The 15,199-nt window shown below is 50.7% G+C and carries 8 protein-coding genes and 2 pseudogenes; 6 read left to right on the forward strand and 4 right to left on the reverse strand.

Annotation, left to right across the window (positions count from 1 at the left end):
* The first annotated feature begins 423 nt into the window (after positions 1–423).
* Complete coding sequence (locus ACR0K1_RS05025) at positions 424–771, forward strand: terminase small subunit (protein WP_480849057.1); 348 nt, start codon at positions 424–426, stop codon at positions 769–771.
* Between the two features lie 186 nt (positions 772–957).
* On the opposite strand, the gene ACR0K1_RS05030 is transcribed toward ACR0K1_RS05025, so the two are convergent.
* Complete coding sequence (locus ACR0K1_RS05030) at positions 958–1,746, reverse strand: nuclease-related domain-containing protein (protein ID WP_480849060.1); 789 nt, start codon at positions 1,744–1,746, stop codon at positions 958–960.
* On the opposite strand from ACR0K1_RS05030, the gene ACR0K1_RS05035 reads away from it, so the two are divergent.
* A complete protein-coding gene (locus tag ACR0K1_RS05035) occupies positions 1,745–2,149 on the forward strand; it encodes a hypothetical protein (RefSeq protein ID WP_480849062.1) in 405 nt (134 codons plus the stop codon). The genes ACR0K1_RS05030 and ACR0K1_RS05035 overlap by 2 nt on opposite strands.
* A 291-nt stretch (positions 2,150–2,440) precedes the next feature.
* Here the strand turns inward: ACR0K1_RS05035 and ACR0K1_RS05040 are convergent, their stop codons facing one another.
* Entirely contained in the window at positions 2,441–5,569 is a 3,129-nt protein-coding gene (locus ACR0K1_RS05040; RefSeq protein WP_480849064.1) for a CHAT domain-containing protein, read from the reverse strand.
* Positions 5,570–5,658: 89 nt separating this feature from the next.
* Here ACR0K1_RS05040 and ACR0K1_RS05045 point away from each other — a divergent pair, with 89 nt between their 5' ends.
* The 4 genes and pseudogenes from ACR0K1_RS05045 to ACR0K1_RS05060 all read left to right on the forward strand — a co-directional run bounded on the left by ACR0K1_RS05045 (position 5,659) and on the right by ACR0K1_RS05060 (position 12,615).
* Positions 5,659–7,008 (forward strand): tetratricopeptide repeat protein, encoded by a 1,350-nt coding sequence (locus ACR0K1_RS05045; RefSeq protein WP_480849066.1) that lies wholly within the window; start codon positions 5,659–5,661, stop codon positions 7,006–7,008.
* Positions 7,009–7,098: 90 nt separating this feature from the next.
* Positions 7,099–10,407, forward strand: a complete 3,309-nt coding sequence (locus ACR0K1_RS05050; protein ID WP_480849067.1) for a FecR family protein — start codon at positions 7,099–7,101, stop codon at positions 10,405–10,407.
* An 82-nt stretch (positions 10,408–10,489) separates the two neighbouring features.
* A pseudogene (locus tag ACR0K1_RS05055) lies at positions 10,490–10,891 on the forward strand (transposase); the annotation flags it as partial.
* 161 nt (positions 10,892–11,052) lie between these two features.
* Positions 11,053–12,615 (forward strand): peptidoglycan-binding domain-containing protein, encoded by a 1,563-nt coding sequence (locus ACR0K1_RS05060; RefSeq protein ID WP_480849069.1) that lies wholly within the window; start codon positions 11,053–11,055, stop codon positions 12,613–12,615.
* A gap of 46 nt (positions 12,616–12,661) precedes the next feature.
* Here the strand turns inward: ACR0K1_RS05060 and ACR0K1_RS05065 are convergent.
* Positions 12,662–13,598: pseudogene (locus tag ACR0K1_RS05065) on the reverse strand (IS5 family transposase).
* A gap of 221 nt (positions 13,599–13,819) precedes the next feature.
* A complete protein-coding gene (locus ACR0K1_RS05070) occupies positions 13,820–15,040 on the reverse strand; it encodes a tyrosine-type recombinase/integrase (RefSeq protein WP_480849071.1) in 1,221 nt (406 codons plus the stop codon).
* Positions 15,041–15,199: the final 159 nt, after the last annotated feature.

Below are 15,199 nucleotides of genomic sequence, written 5' to 3' on the forward strand. Positions count from 1 at the left end.
GCGACACGCTGTATGGGAACATTTCGGCGAATTAGCGAACTGGTCGACCGCTGGTTCAAAACTAGGCACGTTTATGTCTGGTGCCTCTTTCTATGTGTGTTCTCCTTGCTCTCACTTGTATAGTAAACATGTTGCAAATGGCAAACAAAAAGGCGCACATGTTGCAGGAAAATTGAGGGTTGGAGCGGGTCAGAAAGCTGGTCAAGGAGCGGGTCAGATAAGCAACTGATAAAAAACAATAAAGTTTGAAATCTGGGTCAGCAAGCGGGTCAGAAAACGGGTCACTAAAGTAACAAGATAAACAATACATTGGTGGTGGTGGTAGGGGTGTGGCGTGTTGACTTTGTGTTGATATTTGCACAGATGTTACCTAATGTGTTCTTGATCTTGAGGCGCAAGAGGCACCGACCCAGAATGAGCAGCATGGCAGACAATCCAGCACTGGCAGATACGGCATGGCTCGATCAGTTCGACCTGAACCCGCGCCAACGGGCCTTGGTGCTTGCCTACCTGGCTGATCCGAATGCCACCCAGGCAGCCGGCACAGCAAGCTTCAAGCAGCCCCACGTCCAAGGACCGCACATGTTAGCGAATGTTAGTGTTGCCGCTGCCATCGCAGAGGGCCGCAAACAGGTCGAAAGCAAGGCCATGCTGGACGCTGAGGGCTTGGTAAACATCTGGACACAGATCGCCCTTGCAGACCCCGCAGAACTGACCCAGCACGTCATTGCGCCCTGTCGCTACTGCCACGGCGTCGATCACCAGTATTAGTGGAAGAAAGAACGGGAGTTCACAGAGCGCAAACCAGAAGAGATCAGATCCATTATCCGCATTTTTAGTGAGCCGTGAATCATGCCGTCTGGCGGAAATCAATCGGTCTTGACGCCAGTGCGTCTAGTCTCATTCAATCCGGTTTGGCTGTTCAATTGCCTTTCAGAATGCCGTTGGTTTGAACCATTAAACTATCACTCTCTTGCCCCAGCATTTTGGGAAACGCGCGCATCCCCAGAAGGAAGCCCCCGACTTTTTGTTATTCCGTTTGACCATTCCCCCACCGCATTTCGGGCATTTAATCGAAATTTCGACATTTGCAGATTTCGGCGGCGGGGCCGAAGCTTTAGCCGCCGCCTTCTTTTCAAGATGCCGCACATGCTCAGTGCGCGCTGCCTTCGTATTTTCTAGTGCCAGATTTTGCAGTTTGTGCACGTAGGCGCTTACTTGCAAATCCGAGATTACATGCTGTTTGCGCACGCCGATCAGTCGACCAAGCGCATGCAACCCCCATGCCACGTTTTCCGGCATGGCCGTCTTGGGTTCTGCTGTGCCAATGAACACCACAAAACTGTGCAGCAACTTTTGATCAATGCCGAGGATTTGTTGAACAGCCTTAACATGCGCGTAGTTCTGTCTGAGCGGGTTCTGAAAGCTCCGCTTCTTTCCGCCCTTGTGAACCTGCGTCCAATGCTTCTGATCGGCATCTCCAAATATCCAACCTGACATGTTCTTGGTTTCGATTACGAAAACCCCATAGCGGGACAGCACGAGATGATCTAGCTGGGTGGTCCCATCGGAAATGGGCAGTATCAAATCCGACAATACCTGATACTCTCCTTGATCAAGGACAGACGTCAACGCGTTGTGCACTTTGCGCTCGCCCCGGGCGCCCTTTCTTTCAGGTGTATTGTAGCTGTTCTCGGCAGCACGTATTGCAGACCGCACAGCGGTTTTCAGCAGATACTTAAGCATGGGCATTCTCGATGCCATCGTCAGCTGTCAGACAAAATCGCATGATCATCATCAACCTCCAAATACCTGGGTAGAGCAATGGCGCGTGATAGCTCCCGCGCCCTTTAAGTGTTGTCAGCAATCCGACATGCAAGTTGCCAGCACATTATTGGCCGAAGCTCCAAAGGAATTGGCAGGAAAAAACAAACGGCGCACGCTTAGGCTGCAACTCTGCTCGCCCTGCATTATTTCCTATCGGAAAAGAAAAATGGAAATCCAACTGCTCTTGCGTCCATCTGGCGCAGACCCGGCCTCGCTGTTCGACCTATTTGTACTTCATCCCAAATTTGGGACGACCCGCGCTACCAATCCTCTATCCCCTGTCCAGCCGGTGGCGCGGGTTACTTATCCCTCAAGCCAATGATGAAACATAAGACCATCGGCGCTCCAGAGCCGTGCCGTGCTACCATCGCCCCAGGTCAGGATGCGGTCATCAGAAAGCTCTTTCGCGTCCAATGAGCTGTCTTCATGGCCAGAGAGGGTGGCCAATGCTGCGCCGTCTGCGCTCCAGAGCCACGCCGTGCCGTCTAGCGTTCGCTGCGACTGCAAAACCAGGTTACTCGGTTTTTTTTCCCGCACTGGTGGTTGAAGCCGTGGGCGGGGAGAGCAAGAAAGTCATCTATTGGTTATGAATCCTGACCCTAGAGTTCATGCATCAATAACTACCGATTACAGAAAAAGGTGCCCAAATTGCAGGGTGGCTTAGGGCTGGGTTATCTTTTCGCAATGAAGCTCTTATCATTGCCAATCTCATTGCTTCTCCAGGTTCTTCCCCATTGGCAACTTCTTCGAAAAATTCTGGCATTAACAGAAGGGAAGAAACTGTAGAGATGGTCCAGTGACTAGCTACTACCGAACGCGCCCCAGCCCCAAAGAATGCCTTTGCCAAGCCAGATAATCCCGGTGCTCCATAGCGGCCTGAGGTTGATGCAGTATTACAGGCCGAAAGGATTACGATTGCAGCATTGATCTCCCTGGTGACTATTTCGCTCGCTGTCAGAAGCCCGTCGTCAAACGAGCTCGGCTTGTCAGGGGGGGTAAGCACTATCCCCGGCTCCCTGAGGTAGTCAAAATCGCCTGCAACCACCGCATGAGTGGCGAATACTAACGCTTTACCAAGCCCATCAAGTGTTTTGTATTTCGATTCCGACGCACTTTCTTGAATAAATATCTCACTTTTTGCTTCCGGGATCGCTTTTGCCATCAGCTCAAGTTCCCGTTCCGTTTCTGGTAGCTCTTCAAAAAGCCCTTCAAGCACTCCCGCTCTTACTGACCCTGTCTCCAGTTCAATCAAGGAACCTCGACTACTTAAGCTCTTAGGTCTTGGCGCGGAGAGTTTCGGGTGTCCAAAGCCAACGAACGAGTCAAATTTGATTGTGGTTTTCGATGTTTTTCTCGCAGTAGCGAAACTAGAAACTGATGGGTAGACCGTCAGAGAATGTGTTAATCCCAGGAACCTCGCGTCAGCTCCTTCTTGAGTGACTCCCATGGACGTCTCGTTCTTAGTAAGGGCTGCCAACGAAATCTGTTGCGCCGCTCCGTGTGGAATGAGAATGAGTTTGGGTTTTGATGCAATGACTTCCTCAAAAGGAAAAAAGAGGTGCTCATACAAAGTCGTTGATGCTTGGAAGTCGAACTTTGCGGGCGCCGAACGCCCTTTCATATCGAGCGTCTCCCTAACTTTATTCACTAGGCGACTGAGTTCACTGGAGCTAACTTTGACTTCACGAGCCCGATAGTTGTCATGGCTCAAAAGAAACACAAACGAACTATTGGGGCCAGCGAAGTGAAGCCACATCGCTTCGTCCGGTTTCAACATTTTCTGGACTTCAGAGATTGATAATGTGGAGGGTTGAATAAGTTTGATGATATCCGGGAAGTCTCGAGATAGTTTCTCGTCAATCCAATCCCTCTGAGTTTTTAAGGAATCAATTACATGTATTGAACCCTGGTTTGGATTACTGGTGAGAAACTCCAGCTCAGCCATTGTTTTACTTCTTTCGGTCAGCATTGCCGAAAGTCTTCCATCAGACTCACGCAAATTTTTCAGAAATCCGTTTGAAGCTTGCGAAGTTTCATTTAGGTGGGCGATCTGAGACACAGTGAAGGCTTCTTGCGCCAATGTCCTAGTTGACTGCACGCTATCCATTAACACACTCAGAGCTTGCTCTAACTGCTTCTCCAGTGTTATCGGGCTAAATTGACTTGCATAGGACGCTGTTAATGAAATCTCATTCAGACGACGCAACAGTAAATCAACATTGTTTCGAGACAAATTGACAGCTCGATCAAAGCCGTCTTGCGAACCTTGGCTAAGATAAATTTGAGACAGCAGCCTTTGAGCCTCCCCCAGCAGATCTGCATTCCCTAAAGCACCTAAATCATTTAGTTTTTCTAAAGCTTCTAAAAGCGCACGCTTTGCCTCATCCGGGTTTCCAACTAAAATATTCACTTCTCCCAATGCTATCAAAACTGGAACGGTTTCTGGAATCGAAAAAGAATTTCTAGCAGCAGTTCGCTCGGCAAGATTTAAGAATTTAAGTGCTTCGCGGAATTTCTCCGCATCAAGGAGTACCAAACCGAGATTCGACGTTGCTAAAAATTTATCGACTTCCAAAACGTCGCTATCCTCCTCAGCCGAAGAGAGAACCTGGTATGCGTCAAAAATCGCCTCGGTGTGCCGCCCAAGACTTGATAGATTTCGGGATCTTTCAATCATCGAAATGCGGATTGCGGCTTTACCTTTAGGAGTCTCAGTTGAGAATTGTGAAATTGCCAAACCAAATTGGCTTAGTGCGTTCTCTGGGTCCCCTACTTTCGAAAGCAAGACTGCCCGTCGGTGAAGGATTTGCCCGAGAAGTGTTTCATTGACCGCCACGAGCTTTTCTGCTGTTTGCCAAGCTCTTTCATTTGCTGAATAAGCTTCTTGGAACAAGCCAAGATGAAATAGAGCTTCGGCCTTACTATACAGTGTGAGTAAGTACTCAGTTTGGTCGCCTCCTTTTAGTTCAGCCTCGAGTTTCTCTAGTTCGGCAAGTGCCTGCTGTAGCTTGCCTAGTTGAAGGTCTGTGCGAGCAACTAGGTGGCGCAGCCTAGAAACGGATGATGTAAACTCCGATTCTTTCGGCAGCGCCCGTGCTGCGCTCATTGGCAAGCGCCTTGCCAAGAAAGCTGATGCTCTTAGTTCTGCGGTAAGCAATGAACTAGGGTGCTCATTTGCTGCCAATCCTTCCAAAAGCGCTTCGACTTCACTAAAGTAGCCGAGTTCTAGGTTGTAAGACGCGCTTCGTTGACGAGACGCAGCTACTATTTCTTCAGAACCGAATTGGTTTGCCAATTCAACGGCTGTTTCCAAATCAGACGTTGCTTCTTTGATATTACCCATTAACCGATAGGTTTCACCGGAGTTTATTCTAGCAGCAATCAGAGTATCGTTTTTTATCCCCGCTTCAGTTAAAAGCTTAGATGCAAGCTTTGCGGACTTAAGTGAGCCATCCAGTTCTCCCGCCTCTCTCAGAACGACACTTTTTTCGTTAGCAAGGAATGCGTAGTTCTCGACTGTGTTTCCTAGCGGAGAGGGAAAAGTTGCCATCAATTCGTCTAGCAGACGATTTGCCCCGTTTGGATCTCCAGCTTGCTTAAGAGATCGAATCTCCCGAATCGTTTCCACTAATGAAACTGTTTCGTTAGAATCTCTGCTCGCAGTTTGATGTGCAAAGGCACAGCTAAGCAAGATGAGGCAAACAACGTTTCTGAACCGAAAAATCTTGGATTCATTTGACATACTGGCTTAACTTCTCAATTGTGGAGTTAGTAGCTAAGTATTGCAGTTTCCGGGATCGTGTCGAAGGGGTTAAGGTTTGGTAGCGATTGATGTATATTTTTCAAGGTTTTACAAAATTTCCATCTAAGTTTGGACTTGCGTGTCTTTGCGCGTTGTGGTGCTTCTTCTCAGTGAACACTGCCAGTGCCCAATCCGACCAAATCCCATCTGAATACTTGGTCGCCTTAGAACGCGTCAGGCAAAACCCGTCCGATCCGGAAGCCTCTTTTCGTCTAGCTCAAGTCGCAGCGCAGACAGGTGATTTTCAGACCGCCATCTCTGCATTTGAAAGAATCCTTATACTAAACCCGACGCTTTCCAACATTAAGCTGGAGTTGGGGGTTCTGTATCTCAGACAAGGAGCCAGCGAGCTGGCTGAGAAATTTATTTCGGAAGCCCTGGAGTCTCCGGATGCGCCTCCAGCTGTGCGTGAACGGGCGGAAGAACTGCTTGCCTTAGCCGAAGACTCCAATTCACGCTGGCGGTTTTTTGGCAGTGTCACAGCAGGCTTGATTGCTGACACCAATGCAAACGCTGGTCCGGATAACGGCACTGAAGTTCGTGGTTTTGTTGTGCTTCCAGAATTTACTGATCAATCGGATGTATCTGCTTTTTTAGGCTTTGATGGACGGGTGCGGTACGATATGGGATTTCAGGCTGGTCACCTTTTCGCGTTGGATCTTGACGCCTTCGGGCGAGCATACAGAGATCAGAGCCAGCTGAATTTGGCACGCGGTGCAGTTGCGCCGGGTTTCGACTTCAACCTTACTCCAAGTTTAAATTTTCCTTCAGAAATCACACTACGATATTCAGCAAGCCTGCTGAATAGAGACGGGGAGCGTTATGTCGACGAGAACGGCTGGGTAACCACGTTTCGAGCAACACCTAACATACAAAACCGCTTCGAGCTCACGGCGTTTACGTTTGATCAAAACTACCACGCAACTACCCTCGACCCTTCGAATGACAATCGCGACGGAAGGCGGAATGGCTTGACGTTTCGATATTCGAGGCTTCTCAACGAGAGGACTGGTTTAAACGTAATTCTGGCTTACGCAAACAAGACTGCGGACGTCGGCTTTGAAGCGTACGACGACAGCGGAATCTTTGTTGAAGTTCTCAGAGAGATTCCTCCGTGGTTCGGAGAAGCCACAACGTCTTGGAAATATTCTGTTGGACTTGGATACGGGCAGCGAGACTACGACTCGCCTGATGCGGCTATAGATCCAACTTCTTCGCAATCCGACGAGCGCTTTGTAGCTCGGGCAGCGTTGTTTATCCCACTTTGGGAAAACGCAGAATTTCAAGCGGAAATTGGACACTTTGATCAAAATTCAAATTATGAGCTGGATACGTTTGACAATACGTACCTGGCACTCTCGGTGACGAGGTCCTTCTGAACCGAATACAAATAGGGAGTAAAGGAAATGCGCTATTCGTTTCTAACTTCTTGCTTGGTCGCTACGTCACTCACTGTGATGGGCGGTGTCTTGAGTGACGCTCAAGCTCAATCCAACGGTCATAGTTTAAGGCAGATTGCCGTAGGTGCTACGTCCTCTAGAACGGTGGAAACCGGACAAAATGAGACGGCAGAGATTATTCTCAAAGACGGAACATCCATCATCGTCGCGCCGGGCAGCTTATTGTCAGTAAGCGTCAGTTCTGATGGGACAGTTGCAATCCAGGTTGAAAGAGGCGTGTTTCGCATAACGGGTGGATACTTGAATCGCTCTCAGGCCATTTCAATGATGACGCCTCATGGGATTTTGTCATTGAAAGCAGGGGCTGCGTTTGTCGAAGTGAATGGGGAAAACACACGTGCGCACCTTCTAAGCGGAGAAGAACTTACCATTAACAGTGGAGGGAGAAGCCAACGCCTGTATCGATCAGGATTTCAGGTCTTAGCTGACGGAAGTCGTGTCTCTAACCCTCGACGGATGCGTGCGGAAGCGATTGTAGCAGATATTCTGGCGCTAAGCCGCGGGCTGCAAACTGGAACTCTGCCAAGGCTTCAGGGAAGCCAAAGGCGCGCACCGCGTTCGTCGTCAAGGATCGCTTCAGTTTCGAATGGAAATGACGATCAGCAGCCAACTCCTGTATTCGTTGAGGGACTTCCACCCGACGTTGCACGCATAGATCCGCAAGTTGATATAGGGCCGGTGATGCCACCGGTACAAGAAACACCGTTTGATTTGAACGTGGACTTAGCCGGGCTAGGGGGGTTTTCGCCATCCACAGGTCAAGGTGCGACCCCAATCAATGTAAATAGCACAACAACTACTGACGAGAGTTTTACCACAGTACGTCAAGGTTATTCTGACCAAGTAACAGTTCAATCGGATCCATTTACGTACGAGATTTACTTAGGACCGACAACAAACAGGGTTTTTCCAACCAACAACCTTTCTACAGCGATAGCCAATCCATCGGACTTGACAGCGTTGACGCCGGGTGGTGGTTCCTCCAGATCGGTTGCTTACTACTACGCAATACTTGATCCAATGGGGCAGGGTTACAACCAGAGTCCGTTTTCGTCGATGACGTCACCTGCGGGCCTGAGTCCTTTTCCGGATACGAGTTCCCTTGCAGATTCGGTTTCCGGCATAATACGCTTAGAACGGCTACAAGAGGGCATCGTTAATACGGCCTCGTGGCATTTTAATTCTCCTGGGGTATACGATTTCCCTTTCCTCAGGGCCGATACGACGTTTGGCAGCTTCCCAAGAGATTCGATTGATACGGATTTCAATGGCATTTGGAACCAAGGCAAGGGGGTTGTGGTCAAAGGGCTGAACTACGGTACAAATTTCCAGCGTGGAAATATTGGTGACAGTATACCTCTTGTCCGAAAAGATAACTTTATGTTTCTCGATATGGACGTTGTTGCAGCAATAAATTGGTTGAATACAAACTGTGTTAGCCAAGCAGCTTGTAGCGATAGTTTTGACAAAGCTGTCAAAGATTTTGTCGCAGCTAATCCCGGCGCGATTTCAGATCCTACCCTCGTAAGATATTATGACCAAGTAATAGGTGGCTTCAACGATCCCAATAGACGTGCGGCAACCGGGGCAGCATTGATATATGACCCGAAGGAAACCCGGCGTTACATTTTTGCGGCTGGGGATCTCGATGAGGTCATTGACAATCCGACACCCGGAGCGAGTGTGGACCGTTATCACCTGTCCGCAGGTATGACCGCCAATATCATCAACAACGGTATCGGTAATTTGTCCCCTGGGATGCACCTTGCGGACGGAGACCGTGCATTCCTTCGTGCAGAGACATGGACCGAGCTGGCGGATGATTTCATACCCGCAAATTTCGCGCTGAACACAAGCCAATTGACACAAAGCGATCTAATGATCGTTAATCCCAGCGGTCCAGTGATTGGCGCAGTTAATACAACAAATGGCTCCACTCCGAAGCTCTTGTACGCTGACATGGGAATAGCCAATGACGCCTTCGGTCGACAGGTTTCCACGATTTCAGCGACAATTGGCGAAGTCCGTTTTCGCTACACAAACGAATTGAATGGCGGTACCCCGGCCTTCGGTAATGGCGAAACTGTAGATGCCTTAATCTACGCGCGCACGATCGGCTCCTCGCGGGGGTTAGACTCAAGCGGGGCTTCAAAGCCTTCGGTTTTGATGTACTCGGACTATCAAAGTACCGCTGCTGGCGGCGGAAACCCCAATATCGGAAATGGAATCACGCCAACTCCTGGTCGCCTGGGCTTTTTCGTACTTGAGAATACTGGGCCGATTTTCGACGATGTTGTTTTTGATCCAAACGATTCCAGCAACAACGGTACGTTTCCGAGATCAAACCTTAGTGGAGGTCTTGAGGCACCGATTGGAACCAGTAACCAGCAGAGTTTCGCTGCGCTTAGGCTGGGGATCGCTACAGGTACCCAAGCACACACAAGTTCCAGAAATGGTTTTGGCCAAAATCATTTCGGCTTCGCCGCAGCTATCTTAGATGTAGAAACATCAGGTGGTGTTTCACTAGGCGTAATGGGTGCTCCGGACTTGCTCAGTGGGACTTATAGCGGCCCAAATCTTAGGTTTAATAACTTGGACCTGAATACAAATAACTTCAATGCCAACCTGAACGGTTGGCAACTGGGCGGCACTGACGGTGAAAGCGCGTTTGTCAGCGATACAGAGTTTGGAGCAAGAAGCCCAAGCGGATCTAAACACAACGCTGCCGTGATTTCTGGAGGACTTGTCGCTGGCGAGCTTGGACAGAATTTTGTTGAAACGACGAAGGACTACAAGCACGTAAAGTGGGGGTTCTTCTTTGGTGACATTGACAATGGCGCGCAGCGGAAACACGCGCATATGGGTTCGTTTGCTTCAGGAAATAGCTTAAGTGGCTCCGATGCTCAAAGAATTGCCGCGGCGGCAACCAACACCAACGCCATTGTTCAATACAACGGGCATGCAATCGGAAACGTCGTCACTGGTGGCCGGAACATTGGAACGCAGACCGGAACCTTTACAGACACTTTCAATTTCGGAACCCGAAAAGGAACGGCGACATTGACACTTGGTGGAAGGTCCGTGACCGGTGCAAGCTCGGCCAATCCCGGCCTGGATCGATACAGTTCGTCTGTATCAAGTGGAGGGCTGACGGGCGAGTTGAACGGAAGTTTTATTGGACCGGCAACAATGAAACCGGGAGCCGGGACGGCGCTGGGGTCAAGTGTTTTGGCCCCTGCTGGAGTTGTTGGCGGATTCGCACTTAGCGATGGTTTGAACGGTGGCTACCGCGCTGTTGGTACCTTCGCTGGGGAATGAGATGTTGAAGCTGTGAGGGAAGGATTCGCTTGAGGTCAGATCTCGACAGTCCACACACTGCTGAAGTTTAAATACGTTCTCGACAAAGCGGGAAAGATCAAAGACCTTGCACGCCATCCGCGATAGCAAGGGCCGCCCACTGAGCCTGTTTGTGACCTCTGGGCGGGTCAGCGATTTCATCGGCGCAAGGGCATCGCTGTATAGCCTGCCGACCGTCGACTGGCTGATCGGGGATCGAGGCTAAGATGCCGATTGGCTCAGGGAAGCCTTGAAAGACAAAGGAATACACCCTTGTACTCCGAGCCGGAAACAACGGAAGACGACCGTCCGAAACGACACGCAGTGCTACAAAAGTCGCAACCGCATAGAGATCATGTCCGGCAGGCTCAAAGATTGGCGGCGTGTGGCCACGCGATACGACAGATGCCCAAAGGTCTTGCTATCCACGATCGTCCTCGCAGCACTTGTCATATACTGGCTATGAATCCTGAGCCTGGCGAAGAGTGGAATGTCCGGTTCGGGCCTAGAGCGTCAGTGCTTTGACCAATGTAAGCGTGAGAAAGCTTGAAAACTTGAGAAAAAAACCCCAAGCTTTCATAATGACAAGGTGACTTTGAAAAAATAGCAGATTTCTCATTTACCATTATGACATCAACTGTTTCATATAAAATCCGCAAGGGCGATACACTTCCCAAAATCGCCAAAAGGCACTTCATTGCGGATTGGAAAAAAGAGATTTGGCTGGCATCCTTTAACAAAGATTTGCGTTCAAAAACCAAATCGCCGAACTATGTCCAAGCTGGCTGGGTCATCCAATTGCCGGTCGTTTCCGTGCGAAGTGGCGAACTCTATCAAACTGTTGGTGCGGGGAAATCCTTCAATCGCCCCGAAGACGTGGTGATGGTCAAAGGCATGCTCAATAAACACGCCACCTACGCCGGGTTCAAAGCTTCTGCGGTAAATGGAAAATCTGATCGTGCCTTTGTCGACGCCATCAAGAACTTTCAAAAAAGCGCGGGTCTGCCTGTCACCGGAACGGTTGCGCCCAAAGACAAAACGCTCTCGGCGTTAAGCAAAGCGCCGTCCAAGAAGCCGCTAGGAAAAACCGTCTACAAATTTGGCGGCAAGGAGTACCAAGCCGACGCCAAAGACGTAAAAACGGCCAACAAAAAGGTTTCCAAACGTATGTTGGAGATCACGGGCCACTACGATGATCGCCTCAAAGATCTCACTGGGGAATGCGACAAAATCACCAAAGGATGGAGCGATGGAGCCCCATTTATACGTGCCGCGTTGCGCATTTCGAGAAAATCGCATTTGATGCGAGAACCTTACAAAAAAATCGCCAAGGGCCGTAGTGAGCTCAAAAAGCTGCGATCTCTGGCCAACAGCACAGAATCCGCCTCGCTCAAAAAGGCAATGGAGCAACGCATTGTGGCTCAAAAGGCGGTCAATAAGGCGGGCGAGGCCTTCACGCAAATGCTACGTGCTTCCGGATCTTCACTTCAGGGTTGGATCGACGTTCTGACCTTCACCCGTGACTCGTCATTTGGAATCATTGAGACCTATCTGGCGGTCGTCACAAAAAATCCACCCCTCGCCGGAGCTGCGGTTGGAGGCGTCAAACAAGGTATCGAGGAGCTTGCCAACGCTAGCATCTTCAATGCCACATGGGACCGTCAAGGCGGTGTCAATGGTGCCGTGTGTCGTGTTGTCGCCAAAAGTGTTGAAGGCGGGGTTTTTGGTAAATTGGGCAGCTGGGTGGGCGACGCTGCTGCACCGTTTGCGTCGAAGATGGGTACTTGGATTGCAAAAAGCGGTTTGCTTAAAAGCGTGATAAGAAGCCAGTCAAAAACTATCTACGAGCTTATCCTCAAGAAATACTCGGCGGAAATTCTTACCCAATACCCGAAACTAGCTCAGAAAGACATTGCGGATTGGATGCTGGAGAAGGCTATCGAAATCACGTGGAACGCTAAAGCTCCCGATGTGGCGTCTTATTGGATGGACTGGCTCAAATCCTATCATTACAAGCTCTGTGACATGGTCATTAAATCCGAAATGGACTTTGCGGCTGCCATGAATCGAGCAGAGAAAGACGCACGCACGCCACAGGCAGCCAAACCACTGATCGAGCAACACATCAAAAAGAACAGAGACCAAATTGCCAAGTTGGTGGTCGAAGAGTTGAAGGCCGCTAAAAGATAAACGCGATTTTCGACCCGAAATCTGTAGTATAGAAGAAAATGAGCCATTACCCTAGGGTCAGGATTGATAACCAATAGATGACGGCTGCTGCGAGTGCGATTGCGGAGAGGAAGACTTTGGGACAGCGATCATAACTTGTCGCTACACGCCTCCAGTCCTTGAGCCTACCAAACATGATCTCAATACGGTTGCGCCGTTTGTATCGGCGCTTGTCATACCTCACGGTTGTCTTATATTGCTTTCGACCTGTGATACAGGCGCGTATCCCTTTGTCTTTTAACGCATCTCGGAACCAAACTTCATCAAAGCCACGATCCCCGAGCAGCCAGTCGACATCTGGAATACTGCACAGTAGCGCACGCGCACCGATGTAGTCACTGACTTGGCCAGCGGTGACAAAAAGGCTGATCGGTCGCCCTTGGCTGTCACAGATAGCATGCAGTTTGGTATTCATGTCGCTCTTGGTTCGGCCCCTCTCGGCAGCATCCTTCGGATGCGCCTGCCGGGCAGTGAATCAGGCGGCCATGCCCCCCTTTTTTTGCGGCCATGCTGGTCGCGGTACGATGTGCTTTCAGATAGGTCGCGTCCACTGCCCGGCAGGGCATTGCAGAGCAATGTCCCGAGAGGAGATCATCACAGTCTTTTCCTCGCTGTGTTCGGCTGCCAAGCCGACCATCATCCGAGCGAAGATACCTTTCTCACTCCAACGCTTTCACCGGCTATAAAGCGTTTCCGGGACTTATGCTGCCCCACTGGGGCCACGGTCCCCTTCAACTGTGCGGTCCGTATTCTTTGGGGGCGTCTCGCCACCGCAACCCATTGCGATTGATGAAGATAATCCCACTCAGTACCCTTTTGTCATCAACTCGTGGCTTGCTGTGTGACTGCGGGAAGAAAGGGGAAAGTTTGGCTATCTGCTCGTCGGTCAGCCAGAAAAGGTTGCTCGTATCACCGCTCCGTTCTTCGAGCCGTGAATCATGCAGCGCTTTGAAAATCAATGCGTCCTGACCCTATGGTTTTCCTCGCAGCGCGCGAGGCATATATGCGTTAAGCAAACACAACAGGAAGCACTGTGGCAGCAAACGGAGCAGGAAAGTAGGCGCGACGGTATTGAACACATAATTTGCCGACCGTACGTACTCTGTTAAATCCTGCAGTGGACGATAAGTCAGTTCATATGTCGTAAACCCAAGGTGCAAAAAAGTTATCCCGTAGACGAACTCGCGCCGTCGCCGACGTGCTCGCGCAACTGCACCACATCGCCTTCCGCCTGGGTCACGAAATCCGCCCACTGTTGCATTAAAATGCAGCGCTTTTCCAGTAGATCCGAGCGCGCATAGGCTCTTTCAACCTTGTTGCCGACGATATGGGCGAGGGCGGTTTCCGCGACTTCGAAGCTGGCCGCCTCGGTATCCTGAACCCACATCCTGAAAGACGAGCGGAAGCCGTGGATGCGTCCCTCTTCGTTCAGATGCTTCAAGACCTTTGCCATTGCAACATCGCTCACACCGCTTGCCGCGCGCGGGCTAGGAAACAAGAAGTCGTTGTGCGCCGTGGATCTGCATTGCTCAACGACGTTCATTGCCTCTTGCGAAAGCGGGATGCGGAAATCCTGCACCTTGCCGCGCTGGCCCTTCATTCGCTCTTTAGGCACTGTCCACACATCGCCGTCAATCTCATCGAATCGAGCGCCGCGCACTGACATTCCGCGCGCTGCCGTCAGGATCGTGAAGCGCAGGGCGAGGTAAGACGGGTGTGGTTTGTCTAGGCGCGCATATAGATCCGGTATCTCCTGCCAAAGCGTCGCGGGCAGGGGCTTCTGAACCCGCTCAACATAACCCAGCATGTGCCGGGCCGCATCGCAGATAAACGGTTCAGCCTCGTAGCCCATCAACTTGGCCTGCCGCAGCACCATGCGCGTCCGGTACATCGCCTTGTCGGCAGTCTCGTGCTTGCTGCGCCAGATAGGCTTTAGGGCGTCGTGAATGTCGCGCTGGTGCAATGTGCTGATGCGACGATTGCCGATCTTGGGGATGATGTGGTTCTTGAGGGGCGAATACCATTGGCCACGCTTGCCGTCGCCGCGCAGGCGTTCCTTGCGCCCTTCGAACACAATCTCCGCTATCTCTTCGAACGTTGGGTCGTTCTGACTGTTCTGGGCATCTTTGCGCTGGTGTTCCCGTTCAGCTATCGGGTCTGCGCCTGTGGCGAGAACACCTGCCCAATGCTGCCTTTGCTTTCTGGCCTCCGCCAGCGATACCTCGGGGAACGACCCGAGCCCCATTTCCCGGCGCTTGCCGCCAAACGAGTATCGGAACTTCCACTTGCCGCCGTTTTTCCCTTTGATGAACAGGAGGCCGTCGCCGTCCTGTAACTTCGCGCCGTCTGGTGCGCTCTTGATTTTCACTGCTGATAGCTTTGCCATTTAGGCCCCCAACTAGGCCCCCATCTTGTGTGGGGTTATTTGCAACATGTTGCAACAATCAGCTACAGGCCAAACTTACAAAATGCAACAAAAAAAGGGGTATAAGGTCGATTGGCGACATGTTGCAACAGTAACATGGTGCGCGCTACCCGCTCCAAA

It is taken from the genome of Ruegeria sp. F5 (assembly GCF_056533845.1).